This is a genomic window from Bacillus sp. FJAT-27001 (genome assembly GCF_019039175.1).
Lineage (GTDB): Bacteria > Bacillota > Bacilli > Bacillales > Bacillaceae > Bacillus > Bacillus velezensis.
Genome location: NZ_JAHOAA010000002.1, coordinates 674,229 through 693,784, shown reverse-complemented (window position 1 = coordinate 693,784; position 19,556 = coordinate 674,229). Strand labels below are relative to the sequence as shown.

The window sequence follows — 19,556 nt, the reverse complement described above, 5'->3', positions numbered from 1 at the left end:
TTTCCATCATAAGTTTCCACTCATATAAAAAATCTCCTATATTATCATAGGAGATTTTTTTTGTTTATGCAAACGATTGGTTTATATCCAGCCTCTGAAACGCGAAGCCTCCGCCATTTTCCGCACGCCGACCATGTAAGCCGCAAGCCTCATGTCAATCCGGCGGTTTTGGGACATTTCATAAATATTATTAAACGATTTTATCATCATATTTTCCAGTTTTTCCTCGACTTCTTCTTCACTCCAGTAGAAGCCTTGGTTGTTTTGAACCCATTCAAAATAAGAAACCGTTACACCGCCGGCGCTCGCCAGAACATCGGGAACCAGCAGCGTTCCTTTGTCTGTCAGGATTTTCGTTCCTTCCAGTGTCGTCGGTCCGTTTGCCGCTTCTACAACGATTTTCGCTTTGATGCGGTCAGCGTTCTCTTCTGTAATTTGGTTTTCGATCGCCGCCGGGACAAGTATATCACAGTCCAGCTCAAGCAGCTCCTGATTCGTAATGGTGTCATTGAAAAGCTTCGTCACCGTTCCGAAGCTGTCTCTGCGGTCAAGCAGATAATCAATATCAAGACCGTCCGGATCGTAAAGGCCTCCGTACGCGTCAGAAATTCCGACAACTTTCGCGCCGGCGTCATGCATAAACTTGGCCAGATAGCTGCCCGCGTTTCCGAAACCTTGTACGACGACGCGCGCGTTCTGAATATCGAGACCTTTTTTCTTGGCCGCTTCTTTTATGCAGATGGTGACGCCTTTTGCCGTCGCTGATTCCCTGCCGTGGGATCCGCCGAGTACAAGCGGTTTTCCCGTAATAAAGCCGGGTGAGTTAAATTCATCAATTCTTGAATATTCATCCATCATCCAAGCCATAATCTGTGAGTTTGTAAATACGTCAGGTGCCGGGACGTCTTTAGTCGGTCCGACAATCTGACTGATTGCTCTGACATATCCCCTGCTCAGCCTTTCAAGCTCTCTGAATGACATATTTCTCGGATCACAAACAATTCCGCCTTTACCACCGCCATAAGGAAGATCAATAATTCCGCATTTTAAACTCATCCAGATGGAAAGTGCTTTCACCTCTTTTTCAGTTACATTCGGGTGAAAACGAATGCCGCCTTTTGTCGGACCTACGGAATCATTGTGCTGCGCACGATAGCCTGTAAATATTTTCACAGACCCGTCATCCATCCGAACAGGAATTTTAACCGTTAATAATCTGAGCGGCTCTTTCAGCAGTTCATACACTTCTTCTGGATACCCCAATTTTTCCAGAGCTTTATGTATTACGGTTTGGGTTGATTTTAATACATCATGTTTGTCTTCTTCATTATGACCGGTGAATCGATCGGCTGCCATTTGAGTTAACCTCCTAAAATCTTCTGTTTCTCTCATGCTCCCTTTCAGTGACTAGTATACACCTTCAATATCTCCGTGCATAGAAGAAAGACAATGATTTTTCCATTATTTCGCTTAAAAAAAGACGGCCGCTGAAAACAGCTGCCGTTTCAAATCTTTTTTATGAAAAATGTTTCTGGATGGTCTCCACAGCATTGCCGTCCATGATGAGTTTTCCGTACTCATGGAGCCTGTAAATCGTAATCGTCGCCGGGTGTCCGTATTCAGCCAGCACCGCGATGACGCCTTCGGCGGAACGGGAGCCGAGGTCTTCAAGGCTTACATAGTATTGGTTCTCATAGTGGTAGACGGTGCCGCCGGTAATCCCGATTCGGTGAAGGCTTCCGGCAAGCTGAATGATATCTTCAAACGAATGGAACTGATAAATAATATCCGGGCTTTCGTCAAGTTTGACCTGCATCTCGATATAATCATCGTCATATTCGTCATCTTCTGCGTCCGTGTCATGATTTTTCGTTACAATCACAACCATGCCTTGTGCCTGAAGAGAATATACTTCCACCGCGATCGGACCATTCGCTTCAAAGCCGAGCTCTGTATTTGCTTCATTCATCATATCTTTAAATAACTGGTGGACTTTAAACGAGTCCTTCCAGAGGTCTTCTTTTGTCAGTCCCCGATCAGTCAGATCGTCGAGGGTTAAAAAGATTTTAATCTTATTATAGTTCAGACGCTCAAGCCGCATAATGTTCCCTCCTGCCTCTTCTTGCACACAAATCATATAACACAGTATATGAATAAATGAGTCATAGGTTCTTAATTTGTTATCAGTTTACACCGTGTACAGCGGGAAGACAAGCAGAATGCCGTTTTTTATCACCACGGCCGGGTTTGTTTCAGGAAGACGGCTCATCCGGTCCGCACAGCGTAATCATATGCGTCTCCGGTTTCGCCCCGAGCCTCAGCGGAACTTTTGTCGTCCCGTAGCCGTTGCTGATCAGGTAATGCGCTTTTTTTACCGTTCCCGTCCTGCCCAATTCGTACGGCCCGAACCGTCCGAAACGGATTTGGCCGCCATGCGTATGGCCGCTGAACACAGCGTCAATCCCGTCTGACTCCCTCATCTGCTCATGGATGTCGGGGTTATGGCAAAGCAGGAGGTTTACTTTGTCAGCATCCGTATATCTGATTGCAGATTCGTAATCATCCATCATCATCCTGATATCATCCACCCCGCAGATCGTAACGGTTTCCCCTTTATAAGCAAATTGAACCGATTCATTTCTCAGTGGGATCACTTTGTATGCCCGTAAAAGAGAGAGCAGTTTTTGCTGGCTGACCTCGTAATCGTTATTTCCCCACACATACATGACAGGCGCGAGAGCCGTCAGACGTTTGATGTTTTCTTCAATTCTGGCGTAAGGAACTCCGCCCTCCGCCAAATCACCGCCAAGCAAAACGGCATCCGGCTTATAACCTGCCGCTTCGCGGAGAAGCTTTTCATCAATTAAACGGCGGTGCACGTCAGATATAAAAAAGATGGTGAGCGGCTTCATCCCCTTCATTTTATCAAGCGTAAATGTATGTGTTTTCAGATGGCTGCCGTTTGCCGTTTTGTACATAACGGCCGCCATAACCGCAGCCGCTCCCGCCAATGAGCCGAGAATTCCCGCTGTAAGCTTCATAAACGCACTCTCCATTCTGTCATTGTCTTATATTAGACGGACAAACAAAAAAAGACGTTTCTATCCTTTCCGGAAAACGCCTCATTTTATTTGCTTTCAAAATAAAGATTGATATCATACCGATGTTTCATCAAGTGAAAAACAGATTCTCTCGCCCTCCATTTTTCAGGCTGGGGCCATAAATCCGTGCTTTTTTGGATAATTTCACACCTCAGTTTATGAAATTCACCCTCAGCTTTTTCTTCCTTTTTTTTGAAATAATAAGAAGTGCAATACGCAAAAGCGGAAGCCATAATCCAGCACAAGTAAACCGTATGGCCTAATATTTCCTGCAGAATCAGCTGCGGAGAGGCTTGGGGGGCATTAAAGCTTTTAAACATCAGCAGTATGCACATCAGGGAAAAACAAACGAGGGACGCCCACTGCCATCTTCGGCATTGTGCGGCATAATTTTCGTATTTTAATTTCCGTTTCACCAGCGCCTGAAGCATTTGTTTCGTCGGTCCGTCAGCAAATCGGTCTAATTGCTTCCATAAAGAATCCATGCGCTTCACACCTTGTCCGTTTTCATTGGTACACTATATGAAAAACACGGTGAAAACATGCATTTATTTTAATCAGACAGCGGAATGTTCAGAACCTGGCCGGTGTACACGTCGTTTCCGTTTAATCCGTTGTAGCTGCGGATTTTTTCTTCGCCCGCCCGGCTTTTATAGTATTTCATTGAAATGCGGTAAAGCGTTTCTTTCGGCTGTACAGTATGCTGTACGGTCCGCACTTTTTTTGGGACAGTCCCGGCTTGATCACTCGCCTCAGCCGGAGCCGCTTTTTCACGGACAGCCGGCGGAGACTGCTGTTTTGTCTCCGCGTATTCGGTGTCTGTCGGCTTTACTTGTTTTTCTGAGGGCGTTTCCGTTTTTTTAGGTGTTTTTTCACTTGGTTTTTCTTTCGTTTTTTCAGGTGCAGCCGCTTCTTTCTTATCTTTGTCGTCAGACTTTTTTTTCGGTTGTTCTAAAAGAGCGGTTTCTGACGTTTCTTTCTGAGCGCCTTTCGGAATAACGGCAGGCGCGCTTTCACTGTGGTCTATAAAGACATCTTCATAGTCCTTCGGGTCAAATCTGCTGCTGTTCGTCATATAAAGAAGACCGAAAAAGACACCGATTGTTACGATAATGAACAGGACGGTCAGAAAAGTGAACAGCGGCGTTTTTGTTTTGGTTTTTTCCTTCACCTGCTCTTCCTTTTTTTTACGCTCCTCTTTTACAGATTGTCTTGTCGGGAGGCTGTCTTCAAGATATTCAATTTGTTCATCCGCGGCCGCGGCAACCTGCTGCTCGGCACGCAGCTGAGCTTTTCTTCTTTCAACTCTTGACATTTCCGTCATGCAAACCCCTCCTAACATATTGAAAACGGATCTGACAGGCAAATACCGCATCAATAATAAAATGCGCTGTAACCGGAACGAATAAATTGCCGGTCCATTCATAGATAAGCCCCAGCAAAAGACTGATGCCCGCAACCATCATAAACAGAAGCCACTTCGCCAAGTATCTGAAATGAAGCACGGTAAAAATGAAGCTGGCGGCCCATAAGCCGATATGTGTCTGCAGAACGCCTCTGAACAAAATCTCTTCGCTGAACGAAATGAGAAGCGTCAAAAACAAAATGTGCAGAACCGGCCTGTTCTTAAAAAGCAATACATTAATGCCGCCGTCATCATATAAATGCGAAGGACACCATTTCATCACCGCCAGATCGGCAAAAATGACAAGGACGGCAAGAGTTACACCGTACCATATGATATTATCGTCACGTATATGCCACAGCTTTAAAAAATCGTGAATGTCGGTAAAAAAGAAAAAGCCGATAACAGCTGAAACCGCCAATATGAGCAATTGGGTGGCGTACAGCTGCATCACAATCTCCCGGTCTGAGAGCTGCCGGATCAATTCGCTTTGCCGTCTCAGCTGAACTCACCCGCAGACTCTGATCCGAAAATCCGGCCTAATTCCAGCTTCCAATCTTCAAACCGTTCCATATTTTTACGTTCTCCTTTTTGCTCGTACGGAGCCAGATCAAGTCCGCAGCTGCTGCAGCATTGTCCGGTTTGACCATCAGGCTCATACGGTTCATCAAAATAAGACAGCAGCGCTTCTCTTATACATTCTTTCCGCTCTAATAACGCCGAAAAACGATTCATTTTACGCAGCTTCTTTTCCACGCGGTATGTCAGTTCTTCCCGCAGCTGGTCTTTTGTGGTTTTTCCTCGCAGAAACAGATGGACGGCCGTTCGCGCCTGTGTTTCCTGGACTCCCTTATTGATCAGGACGTCCCGAAGCTTTCGTTCATCACTCGTACCGGCATCCCGTATGACGGCCAGAATGCCTTCCAGGTCATAATCAGACAGGCTTTCTGTCTGAATAATCTGCTGCTGAAGCTCGGTATCGCCTGGCGCCCTCAGCAAAATACTGACACTCGGGCTGCCGTCGCGTCCCGCTCTGCCGATTTCCTGCATAAAGGCCTCGGCCGTTTGGGGAGGATAAAAGTGAATGACAAAGCGGATATCTGACTTATCCACACCCATGCCGAACGCATTGGTGCAGCAGATGCAATCAAGCTGGTTATGGATAAATTGCTGCTGGATTAAAATCCTGTCGCCTGTATCCATTCCGCCGTGATAATAATCCGTCCGCTTTCCCGTTTTTTCGTTCAGCTCAGCCGCAAGCTCTTCCGCCCATTTTCTGGTCGGACAATATATGATACCCGGACCTTCAAGCTTTTCGGCAAGCTCCGTGAGCCTGCTTATTTTCTCGGCATTATCCGCCAAATGTTCTGCCGCCAGGAGAATATTCGGCCGGTTGACTGAATAAAGATGACGCACCGCATGCTCAAGTCCGAGCACATCCGTCACGTCTCTGAGCGTTTCTTTTGTCGCTGTTGCGGTCAGCGCCAATACAGGCGGCTTTCCGAGTGCCTGCCTGAAGGGCCCGAGCTTCGAATAATCAGGCCTGAAATCATGTCCCCATTCTGATATGCAATGAGCCTCATCAATAACAAATAAACTGACCGGGACATTTTTCAAACGGTTCAGCACATAAGGTGAAGAAAGGGCTTCAGGAGACATATAGAGAAATTTATACCGGCTGATGTTGCTGAGGATAAAATGCCGCTCTGCGGAATTCAGCATGCTGTTTAATGCAGCAACCCGCTTTTCTCCTTTCGCTTTCAGCTGCTGCACCTGATCTTCCATTAATGAAAGGAGCGGCGAAATAATCAGCACCAGCCCGTCCATCATGTAACCTGGGAGCTGATAGCATAATGATTTTCCCCCGCCGGTCGGAAGCATGGCGATCGTATCTTTTTTTTGGAGCACGCTAGTCATAATCTCTTCCTGCCCTTTTTTAAAGGAATGCAAACCAAAATACCTGGATAAAGCTTTATGCAGCTCAGTCATGCTGATTCACCGTCTTTGCCAGCGCCAGCCTGATCTGAAAATAGCTGAAGCGCATCTGCATTCCTTCGCGAATCCGTTTAATTTTATTCGTTTGATGCTGTTTTGCAAATGCCGTTATCATACGCTGTTCCTCTTCGGAAAGATACTGTTCTATAAAAAATGCAGGCTGATGCAATGATATTTCTACGATATGATCTTCGATTGTGGCGGTTTTTAAATTTCTGACCGCGGCGATCCGTTCAATCGGAAACCCTTTTTCCAACAGCTCAAAGGTTTTTCTGGCAGACTGTGTCAGCGCGCTTTCCGCCTGCAGATCGGACAACAGCTCGCGCAGAGCGGGATATGCACATTGCGGAAGCGATTGAATAACATAATGTACCGCTCCCCAAAACTGGACGGACACATACCATTCATCTTCGTTCAGCTGGAGAGCAAGCTGCTTATTCGTTTTGCCGATTCTGTTGAATGAAGTTAAAGAATAGACAAAAATAAGCGCCTGCCGTTCACTTGCGCCTTGCAGAAGGTGAAACAGCGTCTCATGCATTTGGACGGAGAGCTCTTTAGCGTCTCTGTTTTTCCGCATGAACCGTTTGACCCATCTCAGCGTCTGCACATCGTTGGTAACCGGTATATATTGATTACATTGATGCTCTTTGTTTGACAGGACTTGAATGAGCAGGGAAAGCCGCCTCCACAGGGTAACGGCAGGCGTTTGATAATTCGCGCCGTGGCAGTGCTTCGGCCAAGGCCGCTCGGCAAACGCCCGTTCAAGCTTTTGAACGCCGCGCGCAGTCACTTTCCACGTTCCCTCTTCTTTTCCGGCTGTAATGTATGAGTTCTCGGTGAGTTTATGCAAAGAAGCCGCAATATCGCCGCGTTCACAATGTGAAGCCATGCCGAAATATTTAGCGATCTGAAATAAGCCGGCATCCTGAATGGTTTGAGACGACTTTTTTCCTTTTAATAAATGAAACACAGCACTCGGAGTCCGTTCGCCGTCTATTTTGTCCAGACAGTCGAGAACCACGGTATCAAAGTAGTTTATCGCCAATCTAAACACACCTACATTTCTTCTGTGACAAGTTTCGTTTTTTGGTTCTTTTTATTTTAACAGATTTTCATATAAATTTGACGTTTAAAGTCATCTTTTAGGGGGAAGTGCTAAAGAGAATCCCTTATGTGATAAGCATTCTCAATCATTTTTCTGTTGAAATTTGACACTAACATCATTACAATAAGTAAGAGGAATAGGTGTTATATTTAAAAATATATAAGGTAAACCATTTGTTCCAACACGAACAATCTGGGAGGTTTTATTCATGGCAAAGTACACAATTGTAGATAAAGATACGTGTATTGCATGCGGCGCCTGCGGAGCTGCGGCACCAGACATTTATGATTATGATGATGAAGGCATTGCGTTCGTTACGCTTGACGAAAATAAAGGCGTCGTCGAAGTTCCGGAAGTTCTGGAAGAAGATATGATTGACGCATTTGAAGGATGCCCTACTGATTCAATCAAAGTTGCGGATGAACCGTTCGAAGGCGACCCGCTGAAATACGAATAAAAAAGCCCTCCCCGTGAGAGGAGCTTTTTCGTCCTGAATAAGACTCCGGCTGTTATCGGCCGGAGTCTTATTTTTTTTGCGTGATCAAACAATCAAAAAAGCGCCCGGTCTGTGTTTTACAGAGCGGGCGCTTTGGAGTGGTTATTGTGTCTGGATGCTGCGTTTTTGTTCAATCCAAGGTTTCAGCTTCGTAAAGATGAACGTAAAGACAATGGTGATGATAACGCCTTTTACAATGTTAAACGGCAGAATTCCTGCCACAACCGCCGTTTTTAACTGGCTGTTTGACAGTGCCGGTGAATGTAAAAACCAAGTATACGCGGGCAGGATAAGAATATAGTTCAAAATACTCATCAGCACGGTCATCGCCGCGGTTCCGGCCAGCAGGCTCACTGCAAGCCCTTTTGCCGAATTGAGCTTTTTAAACATAAACGCCGTCGGCAGAATAAACAGCGTTCCTGCGATAAAATTGGCTGCCTGCCCGACAGGCACGCCGGCCATGCTTCCTTGAATGATATACTGCAGAATATTTTTAATCGCTTCAACCGCAATCCCCGCCGCAGGCCCGTAAACCAAAATGGCGATAATTGCAGGAACGTCACTGAAATCAATTTTCAAGTAATCCGGCAGCCCCGGAAACGGGAAATTTAACAGCATAAGCACAAAAGCAATACTGCTAAGCATACTGATGACAACTAATTTTTTTACTTTCACAATGCTCTCTCCTTTTCGATCAAATCTCTCGAAAAGAGGAAAGGTTCTTTTGCGCCCCAATAAAAAAACCGCTTTTGTTAAAAAGCGGGAGCTTACTAAGGCTTGGCAAAGAAACGTTTGATATAAGCATCAAAACGTCTGCTGAACCTCCATCTTCTCCCATCCAGACTATACTGTCGGCTCCGGAATCTCACCGGATCCTGCCGCCAAAGCAGCTCGCGGGCTTAGAGCATGATGCTCATCACCGCCGGTAGGGAATTTCACCCTGCCCCGAAGATTGATCTTATGAATTTATTCACATTATATATGATCAAATTGCAATTGTATAGAGAACTGCTCAAATTTAAATAAAATATTGGGGAAGCCCAATTTAAGCTGATTCAGCGGTTTCCTTTTCTCCTTTACTGCGTCAATACACATTGACACTCTATTGAGAATATGATAAATTATCAGATATTTAGTCAGCTAAACTAGGAGGAAATCTAACAATGTTTCGAGTTTTGGTCTCAGATAAGATGAGCAATGACGGCTTAAAGCCGCTGATGGAATCAGACTTTATAGAAATTGTTCAAAAAAACGTCGCGGATGCAGAAGATGAATTACATACCTTTGATGCCCTGTTAGTCCGCAGTGCCACGAAAGTAACCGAAGAATTGTTTAAGAAAATGACCTCTTTAAAAATCGTCGGCAGAGCCGGTGTCGGCGTAGACAACATCGACATTGATGAGGCTACAAAACATGGGGTTATCGTGATAAACGCGCCGAATGGAAACACCATTTCAACGGCAGAGCATACATTCGCGATGATTTCTTCATTAATGAGACACATTCCGCAAGCCAATATCTCAGTAAAATCAAGAGAATGGAACCGGACGGCTTTTGTCGGGGCGGAGCTCTACGGAAAGACTTTAGGCATTGTCGGTCTGGGCCGGATCGGAAGCGAGATTGCCCAGCGCGCCAGAGCGTTCGGTATGACGGTTCATGTATTCGATCCTTTCTTAACCGAAGAGAGAGCCGGCAAAATCGGCGTAAACAGCCGGACATTCGAAGAAGTGCTTGAAAGCGCGGATATCATTACCGTCCACACGCCTTTAACAAAGGAAACAAAAGGACTGCTTAACAGAGAAACCATTGCCAAAACGAAAAAAGGCGTCCGTCTTATCAACTGCGCAAGAGGCGGCATTATTGATGAAGCGGCGCTTTTGGAAGCGCTGGAAAGCGGCCATGTCGCAGGCGCTGCCCTTGACGTGTTTGAAGTGGAACCGCCAGTTGAATCAAAGCTTCCCGACCATCCGCTGGTGATCGCCACACCTCACTTAGGCGCTTCAACGAAAGAAGCACAGCTGAATGTCGCTGCACAGGTTTCTGAAGAAGTGCTGCAGTTTGCAAAAGGTCTGCCTGTCATGTCAGCGATCAACCTGCCTGCGATGACGAAAGATGAATTCAAAAAAATCCAGCCTTATCACCAAATTGCCGATAAAATCGGAAGTCTCGTGTCACAATGTATGAAGGAACCCGTCAAAGATGTTGCGATTCAATATGAAGGCACCATCGCCAAACTTGAAACATCATTTATTACAAAAAGTCTGCTGTCCGGTTTCTTAAAACCGCGTGTAGACTCAACGGTCAATGAAGTGAACGCCGGCGGTGTAGCAAAAGAACGCGGAATCAGCTTCAGCGAGAAGATTTCCTCCAATGAATCAGGATATGATAACTGCATCAGCGTAAAAGTAACCGGAGACCGGAGCACATTTACGTTAACGGCTACGTATATCCCTCACTTCGGTGAACGAATCGTTGAGCTGAACGGCTTTAATATTGACTTAAATCCTGCCGGCCACCTCGTTTATATCCAGCACCAGGATACGACTGGTGTAATCGGACGCGTCGGACGCATCCTCGGCGATAACGATATCAATATCGCTACCATGCAGGTAGGCCGTAAAGAAAAAGGCGGAGAAGCCATTATGATGCTTTCTTTTGATAAACATTTAGATGATAAAGTCGTCAATGAGCTGACTTCAATTCAGGATATTGTTTCCGTTAAACTGATTGACCTTCCGTAACCAACAAAAAACCCAAAACATTCATATGTTTTGGGTTTTTTTACGTTTAATGGCTTGGAAGCGGATTAGGCGCGGCAGGCACAGCGATAGGTTTTGTCACATCATAATTACCGATTTTCTTTGTATGCGCATGTGTGAACAGCACCTCAGAATAACCGAATTCCTTCGCAGTTAACAGAAGCCCTTCGATCATTAAAATCCCTTCCAGCGAATCTTCAACCTTATGTTTTTCGGACAATTGAATCCGCAGCTGCTCGCCGTCTTCCCTTTCCGATACCGATGCAATCGCATCGGCTTCTATAATGCTCGCAGTCTGTGAGCCTTCGTCTGTTGTCTTCATCCCGTCAATAGCCTGATATACTGAATAATAGGTTTGTTCAGACGGGATGAGATACTCTTGTCCCAGACTGTCGCTGTAAGAAAAATACGCCCGGTTTGTCTGTTTATGTACAGACATCTCAGCGGAAATGCCGTAAGATTTATAAAAATCCTGTCCGGCTCCGTTTTGAACCTTTTTCAATTTAATCCGCTCGTAAGGACTCCATGTCAAAGTCTCTTTCAGCATCTTTTTCAATAAGTCAGCATCGGCAACTGATTCGATAGAGAGCCGTCCGTTTACCTGCACAAGCAAATCCTTCTTATCCGCCGTTACCTGCACACCGTCCAAAAGGTTCGGCACAGACAGGAAGGATTCGGGCACTTCTAGGTCTTCCGCTTCGGATAAAGCCTCTGAAACCGATTCATCCGGCTTCTTTTTTTCAAAACTGACCGGAATGACGGCGGATGTTTCTGAATCGGCAAATGCCAAAGTAATGTAATTGTTTTTGTTTTGGTTTGAGACGACGAACGTCTTCTGATCCGGCGGCTTGACAGAAGCTGACTGACTGGCTTTTTCTGTCTGGCGGCTGTCAGCGGTAAGATCACCGGAAGATTTGTTTGTCATCAGGTGAGGAGATATAATCAGAGCGATGCACAATGCGCAGACGCCGGCTGCGGCGGGGCCGATCCAGCTTCGGGCCGGTTTTTTCCTGTACGGTTTACCCGTTTCAATATTCCGGTAAATGGCCTCGGGTGAACGATGATCTCTAACCGCCGGAAGTTGTCTTAACAACTCCTCTACTCTTTCTTCGTTCCAATATGACTTCATCATCCATTAGCTCCTCCCTCAAAAGCTCCATCTGTTTCCGAAGTATTTTGAGCCCTCTGTGTTGGGTCGTTTTGACTTTGCTTTCCGAGAAGCGGAGAGCGGCGGCTGTTTCCTGAATGGAATATCCCTGAATAAATCTCAAGATAATAACAGCTCTTTGATCAATAGTGCAATGATCAAGCGCGGTATAAATTTCCCGGACGTTTTCATGCTGTACGGCGAGTTCGTCCGGAAGCAAATGCTGATCTCTGACATCTTGTGTATCCCAATCAAACGTACCCATAATACGCTGTCTGATCGTCTGCTGCTTGCGGAACCAGTCAATCGCCACATGGCGTGCGATGGACAACAGCCATGTTTTTTCACTGCTTCTTCCTTCAAATGTATGATAGGAATTCAAGACGCGGATATACACTTCCTGCGTCAAATCTTCAGCCTGCGACTTATCTTTTACCATATAAAATAAAAATTGATATAAATCTTGATGGTATGCATCATATAATATCTGAAAGGTTTCTTCCATGGGAAACCCCTCCGTTCACTTTTTTGTCGTAAAAATGCGTTGAAAAGTTACATTACAACTATATTACGAGAAACTGGAATTTGGAAGGGAATTTATATTAACATATTCTTAAATTTTTAAAGGAGAAACAAATAAAAAACACCCGCAGAACATGCGGGTGTTTCGTATGGAACAAGATTGTTCGTCAATTTCAGACGTCATCCTGCACTTTTGTCGGAATATAAAATGTAAACGTCGTCCCTTTGTCGATGCTGCTGTGAACCGCAATTGAGCCGCCGTGGGCTTCCACGATATTTTTTACGATGGCGAGCCCGAGTCCGGTTCCCGCCCTGCCTCTTGTTCTTGCTTTGTCCGCTTTATAAAAACGTTCAAAAATAAAAGGCAGGTCCTCTTCCGGTATTCCAGAGCCGGAATCTTTGATATCGATCTTCAGTCCGTCTTTTACGGTCTGAGCCGCGATATGAACGCTTCCGCCTGACTCCGTATGGCGCAGCGCATTATCTATAAGGTTGGTAAACACCTGTTCCATTTTGTCTTCATCAAAGACACACTCCGGCTGAGACACTGAGATGTCCTCTGTGAGCGAAACGCCTTTTTCCTTCGCTACCCCGGAAAATTTGCGGGAGATCTTCTCCAGAAATTCATGCAGGTTTACCGTTTCATAGTGCAGGCCCGTATGTCCGGATTCCATTCTGGCCAAATCCAGCAAATCATTGACGAGCCGGCCCATGCGAAGAGATTCATCATAAATGATCTGCGCGATTTCTTTTTTCTCCTCTTCGGTGCTTGCAATGTCGTCCACTATTGCTTCGCTGTATCCCTGCAGCATAGAAATCGGGGTTCTGAGCTCATGACTGACATTGGCAATGAAGTCTTCACGCAATTTATCCAGCCTGCGCTCTTCGGTCATATCACGGAGCACGGCCACGGCGCCGCGGACGTGTGATTCCGCATAAAGAGGCGACATCAATAAAACCCATGACCTTCCTTGAAGCGTCATTTCAATCATTTGCTCTTTTTCCGTGTTCACTGCATTTTGAAATAGCTCTTTTGCTTCAGGGGGAAGGTTGTCTCCTTCTTTAATGTTCATGTTCTGCTCATAATACCATGCCTGCAGAAAACGTTCGGCCGGCGGGTTGGTCACCAAAATGGTGCCGTCGATATTAATGGTGATGACCCCGTCTGCCATACTGCTTAAAATATTGGACAGCTGTTCTTTTTCCTGATTCAGCGCGTTAATATGGAAATTGAGCTGCCGTCCCATCTGATTAAAGGCAATGGCCAGTTCCCCGATTTCATCTTGGGTCAGAATCGGAATTTTTGTATCAAACTTTCCTTTCGCCAAGTCTTGGGCGCCTTCCCGCATTTTCCGAAGGGGATATGTCACCCTGCTGGATAAAAAGAACGCGAAAAACGTTGTCAAGACGATGGCAATGCCCGCCGCAAGAAAAATATAGCGTGTCGTATGTTTCGTCGTATCTTTGACGGCAAGCAGCGATTGGGATAAAAAGACCATGCCTTTTTTGCCGTCTTTTTCATACGGCACTCCGACGATCAGCCGTTCGTTATCCGAACCGGCATTGTTGGGGACCGCGCGTTTGCTTACTTTTTTGCGGTCTGTCAGCGCCTTGTGCAGATCCCGGTCATGTTTGATCTGCTCTAATGTAATAGAGGATAAATGATTATCGTCATTGGGCGAATACCAGACATGCTTATCATCCTGAATGATCGCGATGCTCGTTAAATTGTCCGCCAGTTCCCACGTGATGGATCTGGCAAGCGGCTGGTCTTCATGATTTTCTATTATGACCGCAATTTTGTCGGCAAGCTGCGTTAAATCTTTTTCCGCTTCTTCAACGTGGTAATTTTCTATAAATTCCAGAAGCAGCACCGTTAAAATAAATAAAACAATTAACACGAGTGAAAGAATGGTAAACCAAAGCTTTCCTACTACGCTTTTCCAAAACTTCATTCAGCGCCTACCTCAAATTTGTATCCGACTCCCCATACGGTGACGATTTTTTTCGCCGCTCCCGGGGACACTTTATTTAATTTTTCACGGAGCCGTTTGACATGGGTGTCCACCGTTCTGAGGTCTCCGAAAAATTCATACTGCCACACTTCTTTTAAAAGCTTTTCCCTGTCGTACACTTTGTCCGGTGTTTTCGCCAGGAAGTACAGCAGTTCATATTCCTTCGGCGTCAGGCTCACCTCCGTGCCGTCCGCAGTCACCCTGTGAGCATCGTGATCAATGGATAGATGCGAAAAGACGAGCACATTTTTTGTCGGGGTATTGGCTGTCAGATAAGATGTTTGGGAAGCCCTTCTTAAAAGCGCCTTTACCCGAAGCACCACTTCTCTCGGGCTGAAAGGCTTGACGATATAATCGTCCGTACCCGCTTCAAACCCCTGGACGCGGTTGGCTTCTTCCCCTTTTGCCGTCAGCATGATAATCGGCGTCGCTTTTTTTTCTCTGAGCTGCCGGCATACTTCGATTCCGTCCGTTCCCGGCATCATTAAATCCAAGAGCACCAGATCATAATCTGATGCCAGCCCCATTTTAATGGCCTCGTCGCCGTTTTCCGCTTCTTCAATCACATAGTTTTCCCGTTCAAGGTACATTCTTAAAAGGCGTCGAATTCTGGCTTCATCATCTACTACTAATATTTTAGTTTCATTTGTTTGATCCATCGTTTTCCCCCTGCTTTCCTTCTGTTACTTTCATTTTAACAAACTGTGCGGCAGCTTGAGAACTGTATCGGCTTTTTGCATCTATGCGTACGAATGAAGTCCGGCAAGCACGAGATTCACAAAAATTAAGTTAAACATAATAATGGCGAAGCCGATGACGGCAAGCCACGCGGACTTTTCGCCATGCCAGCCTCTTGACAGCCGCAAGTGCAAATACGCTGCGTAAAATAAAAAGGTGATCAGCGCCCATACTTCCTTCGGGTCCCAGCCCCAAAAACGCGTCCATGCAAGCTGCGCCCAAATCATCGCAAACACAAGCGCGCCGAGTGTGAATACCGGAAAACCGATGGAAACAGCGCGGTAGCCGACTTCATCGACCAAGTCCAGATTCACATTTTTGACGAGCGGGCTGATAAGAGCGCTGATTCTCTTTCTGAATATCAGCCTGAGCGCACCGTATAAAACGAGACCTGCGCCAAACGACCAGATCACCGTATTGACCTTTCTGCCTGAAAAAATGGCTGGAAGCTCAATAAGCGGCTTCATTGCGCCTTCCGTAAGCAGTTCTCCCTCATGCGGGCCGACAAGCGCAGGCATATCATATATCATGACGCTTTTGGCTTCTTTTTTATCCACCCAATTAAATTCAGCTTTGTAGTCCGCCAGCCGGAATGCCGACGTGACGGCGATAAATGCCACGGTCGTCACGAGTATAAACATGATGACTTCAAGCCAGAACGTTTTTTTGCCCGGTCTGGATTGGTCGACATGCTTTAACAGGAAAATGACGCCGGCTACAAAACTGATCGCAAGAATCGCCTGCCCGAGCGCCGCCGTCGTGACGTGAATGTACAGCCAATTGCTCTGCAGTGACGGAATAAGCGGCGTGATGTCTGTCGGAAACATGCTTGCATATGCGATAAGCAAAAGCGCGATAGACAATGTGAACATGCCTAATGAAGGCAGTCTGTAAATAAAGTAAATAATAATAAAAGCGAGAACAAGCATCATGCCGAATGACGTCGTAAATTCAAACATATTGCTGACAGGCGCATGTCCGCTTGCCGACCATCTCGCAATGAAGTAGCCGAGATGACAAAGAAATCCGAAAATGGTTAACGTGATTCCGATAGCCGACCAGCGGCCCTTACCGTCCTTAGCACCTTTTGTTCCCCGGATGGCGCCGCCGAAAACCGGGACGGCAATTAAATAAATCAAAAAGGCAGCATAAAGAAAATTTGCGCTCAGCTCCGCCATGACACCACTCCTTTTTCACTAGGCCTGATTTTTGGCCAATTCTTTTTGATCGGCCGGCTCTTGAATCCCGGTCCCGCTAAGAACAAATTCGATATCCTTTTTCAGACCGAACCAGTTTTTGTTCGTATGTCCCGCCACAAGCACTTCATGATCACCTGTTTTGATCCAGATCCTTCTGTGCTGCCAGTACATTCCTTGAATGACGCCGATCATAAAGATCGCGCCGCCGACGGCAAGCACCCATAAGGTTAAGTCTTTTCTGACGGTGAGTCCTGTAATGTTTTTCGTTTCCACATGGTCGAATTTTAATTTGTACTTGTTACTTTCGGAACCTTCAACAGTCTGCTGAATCGCAACAAAACTTTTCTCCCCTTTCGGCTTGTCAGGAGCCGTGATTTTAAAGACAAAAGCCGGATTGTTAGGAACCTTCGTTTTCGTGCTCGGTTCTCCGTCCTTGTTAAAATAAAAATCAGGAAGATAACTGGCGATCTGCACTTTGTAACCGTTACCAAGATCATAGTCCGTGTCGGGATCGAGAAGATTGATCTTCAGTTTGCCGAATGACTGTTTTGTTTTTTGGTCGATCAGGTGAAATACCATCTGATCGAGCTGGTTTTCTTTATAGTCCACCTGATACACAGAATAGGAGTCAAAGCGCAGCGGTTCATTGACGCGGATATTGTTTTCTTTGACTCTTTTAAGCTTCGGCTTTTCACCGAATACAATGTCGCCTTCCCTCTTATACAAAACCGCGTCCGTTGTGAAGGATTTGGCGACTTTGCCGTTTCCGGCTCTGTCAATGGCGTCGGCGAATACTTTTTTCTCAGTGTCTTTGTTATATGTCTGCATCGTGAACCGGTTGTTTTTTAAGTAATATTTGCCGTCAGTACCTGGGATCTGGGCGGTTTCGCCTTCACGGACCCAGAGCGTTTCATCGACATACATACCGGGTACAAATCTCAGCATGGCTCCGATCAGAAAAATGATCAGGCCGATATGATTGACGTAGGGCCCCCACCTTGAAAAACGGCCTTTTTCCGCCAGAATGCTGCCCTCTTGTTCTCGCACTCTATAATGCTTTTTTTTCAATCGTGTTCTGAGGCTATCAGCCGCATCCCCGCTCAGCTCGGTTTCTGTCCGGCTGTATAGACGCTGCCTCTTCAAAAAGACCGGATTCCGCCGAACTCCTTGATTTTTCAGCGCCCTGTACAAAGGAATCACCCGATCCAGGCTGCAGATGACCAGTGATATGCCAATAGATGCGATCAGGAGCATATACCACCATGAGCCGTACAGGTGATGAAATCCCAACAGATAATACATTTGGCCGATTATGCCGTACTGCTGTTCATAATATGTATCCGGCTGGGCGCCCGGCGGCAGATAAGCTTCCTGCGGAAAAACCGTGCCGAAAGCAGACGCCGCCAGAGTAATGACGATCAGCCATATTCCGACTTTTACGGAAGAAAAGAAGTTCCATACCTTATCTACGATTGTTTTATTATATGTTTGCGAACGCCTTGCGCTGCCGTCGTACCGCATATCGGCAAGCGGCGATTTTTGATCATCAAGCGGCTTCCCGCACGACTCGCACAAAACCGTCCCGGCTGGATTCACGTGCCCGCATTCACATTTGACCTTTTTCATGAAGACGCCTCCGGCTTAATTAAATTCATATAGTCATGAACCATGCGTTCTGTCATCGTGCCGGTCACCACTTTCACGACTTTTCCGTCGGGATTGATCAAAAATGTCGTCGGAATAGGTGATACGCCGTACGCGTCCAGCACTTGCCGGTCAGTATCGAGCGCAACCGGGAAATTGACGCCGTATGTTTTCATAAAATTATGTACTGCAATTTTTGATTCGCCGACATTTACCGCAACCACCTCGACACCGAGGTCTTTAAAATGCTTGTATTGATTCTCCATGTAGGGAAATTCCTGCTTGCACGGCTCACACCACGTTCCCCAGAAATTCAGAAAAACACCTTTTCCTTTTAACTGACTCAGTTCTATGAGTCTGCCCTCTGTATCTTTCAGCGCGAAATTCGGGGCTTTGGACCCCTCAGATATACGCTCACCGTTTGTGTATACGGCATTATAGATGGTATATCCGAGCGCGCAGAGTAAGATGAGAAGGATGCCGGTCCGAATGAATAAACGCCGCCGTTTTTTGTTCATTGTACACTGCTCCCCTCCCCTGCCTGCAAATCCATTCAATTATATCATCAACACGTTTTGTAATTTTTGAAGGTTATGTGAAAATTAGAAAGCGTTTTTACCGTGTTCAGCTAAAGCCCGCAGCCTTTTCACCTCATGCGGCGACAATTCTCTTGCGTCTCCTGTGCGCAGGCCTCTTAAATCTAAAAATGCGTATTCTTCACGTTTTAGTTTCAGCACGTCATGACCGATCGCCTCGAACATGCGGCGGACCTGTCTGTTCCGTCCTTCATGAATCGTCAGCTGAATGATGCTCGTCTGCTTTCTTTTGTCCAGGGAAAGCAATTTCGCTCTGGCCGGCGCCGTCTTGCCTTCTTCAAGCTGAATGCCGCGCTCAAGCTTTCTCAGAAGTTCCTTGGAAGGAATCCCCTTCACTTTGGCGACGTACGTCTTATCAATTTCGTATTTCGGATGCATGAGTTTGTTGGCAAACTCGCCGTCATTTGTCAGCAATAAAAGTCCGCTCGTATCATAATCAAGCCTGCCGATCGGATAAATGCGCTGCGGCACTTCTTTGAAAAAGTCGGTCACCACTTTCCGCCCTTTGTCGTCATCAGCTGCTGAGATCACTCCTCTCGGTTTATAAAGCAGAAAGTACACGGGTTCTTCCCGCTCCACCTTTAATCCGTTTACTTCAATCTGATCAGAACCGGTCACTTTTACGCCGAGCTCTGTTATTACTTTTCCATTCACCTTTACTTTTCCTTCTTTTATCAGCTCTTCCGCCTTTCTGCGTGATGCCACGCCGGCATGAGCAATAACTTTTTGCAGTCTTTCCATGTCGTTCACCTCAAGTATAATCTTACTTTTTTCCCCTTGAACAAACAAGCTTTTTCAAGGAGAGTTATTCTGATATATAAAAAGCGCCTGATT

Annotated in this window: 19 protein-coding genes and 1 riboswitch; of the genes, 2 read left to right on the top strand and 17 right to left on the bottom strand. The window is 46.1% G+C overall.

Features of this window, described 5'->3' with window-relative positions:
• Window positions 1–81 precede the first annotated feature (81 nt).
• The 8 genes from gudB to BGM27_RS08055 form a co-directional block, all read right to left on the bottom strand.
• Window positions 82–1,356, bottom strand: a complete 1,275-nt coding sequence (gene gudB / locus BGM27_RS08090) for an NAD-specific glutamate dehydrogenase (protein WP_003153413.1) — start codon at window positions 1,354–1,356, stop codon at window positions 82–84.
• Between the two features lie 160 nt (window positions 1,357–1,516).
• Window positions 1,517–2,101: a genetic competence negative regulator gene (locus BGM27_RS08085; RefSeq protein ID WP_007409445.1), complete on the bottom strand. Its 585-nt coding sequence runs from the start codon at window positions 2,099–2,101 to the stop codon at window positions 1,517–1,519.
• A gap of 151 nt (window positions 2,102–2,252) precedes the next feature.
• Entirely contained in the window at window positions 2,253–3,041 is a 789-nt protein-coding gene (locus tag BGM27_RS08080; protein ID WP_007409444.1) for a metallophosphoesterase, read from the bottom strand.
• Window positions 3,042–3,127: 86 nt separating this feature from the next.
• Window positions 3,128–3,586: a YpbF family protein gene (locus BGM27_RS08075; RefSeq protein WP_007409443.1), complete on the bottom strand. Its 459-nt coding sequence runs from the start codon at window positions 3,584–3,586 to the stop codon at window positions 3,128–3,130.
• A gap of 68 nt (window positions 3,587–3,654) precedes the next feature.
• Window positions 3,655–4,425: a LysM peptidoglycan-binding domain-containing protein gene (locus BGM27_RS08070; protein WP_007409442.1), complete on the bottom strand. Its 771-nt coding sequence runs from the start codon at window positions 4,423–4,425 to the stop codon at window positions 3,655–3,657.
• Window positions 4,403–4,990, bottom strand: coding sequence for a CPBP family intramembrane glutamic endopeptidase (locus tag BGM27_RS08065; RefSeq protein ID WP_007409441.1), 588 nt, complete (start codon window positions 4,988–4,990; stop codon window positions 4,403–4,405). Before BGM27_RS08065 ends, BGM27_RS08070 begins: the two co-directional genes overlap by 23 nt.
• 14 nt (window positions 4,991–5,004) lie before the next feature.
• Window positions 5,005–6,495, bottom strand: coding sequence for a RecQ family ATP-dependent DNA helicase (locus BGM27_RS08060; RefSeq protein WP_007409440.1), 1,491 nt, complete (start codon window positions 6,493–6,495; stop codon window positions 5,005–5,007).
• Entirely contained in the window at window positions 6,488–7,546 is a 1,059-nt protein-coding gene (locus BGM27_RS08055) for a YpbB family protein (RefSeq protein ID WP_007409439.1), read from the bottom strand. The genes BGM27_RS08060 and BGM27_RS08055 overlap by 8 nt, the downstream gene beginning before the upstream one ends.
• A 268-nt stretch (window positions 7,547–7,814) precedes the next feature.
• Between BGM27_RS08055 and BGM27_RS08050 the strand changes: the two genes are divergently transcribed.
• A complete protein-coding gene (locus tag BGM27_RS08050; RefSeq protein ID WP_003153403.1) occupies window positions 7,815–8,063 on the top strand; it encodes a ferredoxin in 249 nt (82 codons plus the stop codon).
• 141 nt (window positions 8,064–8,204) lie between these two features.
• On the opposite strand, the gene BGM27_RS08045 is transcribed toward BGM27_RS08050, so the two are convergent.
• Window positions 8,205–8,777 carry a riboflavin transporter FmnP gene (locus BGM27_RS08045; RefSeq protein WP_007409438.1) on the bottom strand — a complete coding sequence of 191 codons (573 nt, stop codon included), beginning with the start codon at window positions 8,775–8,777 and terminating at the stop codon, window positions 8,205–8,207.
• Window positions 8,778–8,924: 147 nt separating this feature from the next.
• Window positions 8,925–9,059, bottom strand: a riboswitch (FMN riboswitch).
• 206 nt (window positions 9,060–9,265) lie between these two features.
• Between BGM27_RS08045 and serA the strand changes: the two genes are divergently transcribed.
• Window positions 9,266–10,843 (top strand): phosphoglycerate dehydrogenase, encoded by a 1,578-nt coding sequence (gene serA / locus BGM27_RS08040; protein ID WP_007409437.1) that lies wholly within the window; start codon window positions 9,266–9,268, stop codon window positions 10,841–10,843.
• Between the two features lie 46 nt (window positions 10,844–10,889).
• Here serA and BGM27_RS08035 read toward each other — a convergent pair whose 3' ends face one another.
• From BGM27_RS08035 to rluB, 8 genes are all read right to left on the bottom strand, one after another.
• On the bottom strand, window positions 10,890–11,993 hold the full coding sequence (locus BGM27_RS08035) for a sugar dehydratase (protein WP_457758434.1): 1,104 nt from the start codon (window positions 11,991–11,993) through the stop codon (window positions 10,890–10,892).
• Window positions 11,929–12,513, bottom strand: a complete 585-nt coding sequence (gene sigX / locus BGM27_RS08030) for an RNA polymerase sigma factor SigX (protein WP_003153399.1) — start codon at window positions 12,511–12,513, stop codon at window positions 11,929–11,931. The genes BGM27_RS08035 and sigX overlap by 65 nt, the downstream gene beginning before the upstream one ends.
• Window positions 12,514–12,703: 190 nt before the next feature.
• Entirely contained in the window at window positions 12,704–14,485 is a 1,782-nt protein-coding gene (locus tag BGM27_RS08025) for an ATP-binding protein (RefSeq protein WP_007409435.1), read from the bottom strand.
• Window positions 14,482–15,204, bottom strand: coding sequence for a DNA-binding response regulator ResD (resD, locus tag BGM27_RS08020; protein WP_003153397.1), 723 nt, complete (start codon window positions 15,202–15,204; stop codon window positions 14,482–14,484). The genes BGM27_RS08025 and resD overlap by 4 nt, the downstream gene beginning before the upstream one ends.
• An 81-nt stretch (window positions 15,205–15,285) precedes the next feature.
• Window positions 15,286–16,461 carry a c-type cytochrome biogenesis protein CcsB gene (ccsB, locus tag BGM27_RS08015; RefSeq protein ID WP_007409434.1) on the bottom strand — a complete coding sequence of 392 codons (1,176 nt, stop codon included), beginning with the start codon at window positions 16,459–16,461 and terminating at the stop codon, window positions 15,286–15,288.
• Between the two features lie 18 nt (window positions 16,462–16,479).
• Window positions 16,480–18,108, bottom strand: a complete 1,629-nt coding sequence (resB, locus tag BGM27_RS08010; protein ID WP_007409433.1) for a cytochrome c biogenesis protein ResB — start codon at window positions 18,106–18,108, stop codon at window positions 16,480–16,482.
• Window positions 18,105–18,644: a thiol-disulfide oxidoreductase ResA gene (resA, locus tag BGM27_RS08005; protein ID WP_003153391.1), complete on the bottom strand. Its 540-nt coding sequence runs from the start codon at window positions 18,642–18,644 to the stop codon at window positions 18,105–18,107. Before resA ends, resB begins: the two co-directional genes overlap by 4 nt.
• 84 nt (window positions 18,645–18,728) lie before the next feature.
• The gene (rluB, locus tag BGM27_RS08000; protein WP_007409432.1) at window positions 18,729–19,463 is read right to left on the bottom strand and encodes a 23S rRNA pseudouridine(2605) synthase RluB; all 735 of its coding nucleotides are present in this window, start codon (window positions 19,461–19,463) and stop codon (window positions 18,729–18,731) included.
• Window positions 19,464–19,556 lie beyond the last annotated feature (93 nt).

What these genes read in the sequence shown, in the direction of transcription:
- gudB (WP_003153413.1), bottom strand. Translation starts at nt 1,356, where the DNA reads ATGGCAGCCGATCGATTCACCGGTCATAATGAAGAAGACAAACATGAT.
- BGM27_RS08085 (WP_007409445.1), bottom strand. Translation starts at nt 2,101, where the DNA reads ATGCGGCTTGAGCGTCTGAACTATAATAAGATTAAAATCTTTTTAACC.
- BGM27_RS08080 (WP_007409444.1), bottom strand. Translation starts at nt 3,041, where the DNA reads ATGAAGCTTACAGCGGGAATTCTCGGCTCATTGGCGGGAGCGGCTGCG.
- BGM27_RS08075 (WP_007409443.1), bottom strand. Translation starts at nt 3,586, where the DNA reads ATGGATTCTTTATGGAAGCAATTAGACCGATTTGCTGACGGACCGACG.
- BGM27_RS08070 (WP_007409442.1), bottom strand. Translation starts at nt 4,425, where the DNA reads ATGACGGAAATGTCAAGAGTTGAAAGAAGAAAAGCTCAGCTGCGTGCC.
- BGM27_RS08060 (WP_007409440.1), bottom strand. Translation starts at nt 6,495, where the DNA reads ATGACTGAGCTGCATAAAGCTTTATCCAGGTATTTTGGTTTGCATTCC.
- BGM27_RS08050 (WP_003153403.1), top strand. Translation starts at nt 7,815, where the DNA reads ATGGCAAAGTACACAATTGTAGATAAAGATACGTGTATTGCATGCGGC.
- serA (WP_007409437.1), top strand. Translation starts at nt 9,266, where the DNA reads ATGTTTCGAGTTTTGGTCTCAGATAAGATGAGCAATGACGGCTTAAAG.
- BGM27_RS08035 (WP_457758434.1), bottom strand. Translation starts at nt 11,993, where the DNA reads ATGATGAAGTCATATTGGAACGAAGAAAGAGTAGAGGAGTTGTTAAGA.
- sigX (WP_003153399.1), bottom strand. Translation starts at nt 12,513, where the DNA reads ATGGAAGAAACCTTTCAGATATTATATGATGCATACCATCAAGATTTA.
- BGM27_RS08025 (WP_007409435.1), bottom strand. Translation starts at nt 14,485, where the DNA reads ATGAAGTTTTGGAAAAGCGTAGTAGGAAAGCTTTGGTTTACCATTCTT.
- resD (WP_003153397.1), bottom strand. Translation starts at nt 15,204, where the DNA reads ATGGATCAAACAAATGAAACTAAAATATTAGTAGTAGATGATGAAGCC.
- ccsB (WP_007409434.1), bottom strand. Translation starts at nt 16,461, where the DNA reads ATGGCGGAGCTGAGCGCAAATTTTCTTTATGCTGCCTTTTTGATTTAT.
- resB (WP_007409433.1), bottom strand. Translation starts at nt 18,108, where the DNA reads ATGAAAAAGGTCAAATGTGAATGCGGGCACGTGAATCCAGCCGGGACG.
- resA (WP_003153391.1), bottom strand. Translation starts at nt 18,644, where the DNA reads ATGAACAAAAAACGGCGGCGTTTATTCATTCGGACCGGCATCCTTCTC.
- rluB (WP_007409432.1), bottom strand. Translation starts at nt 19,463, where the DNA reads ATGGAAAGACTGCAAAAAGTTATTGCTCATGCCGGCGTGGCATCACGC.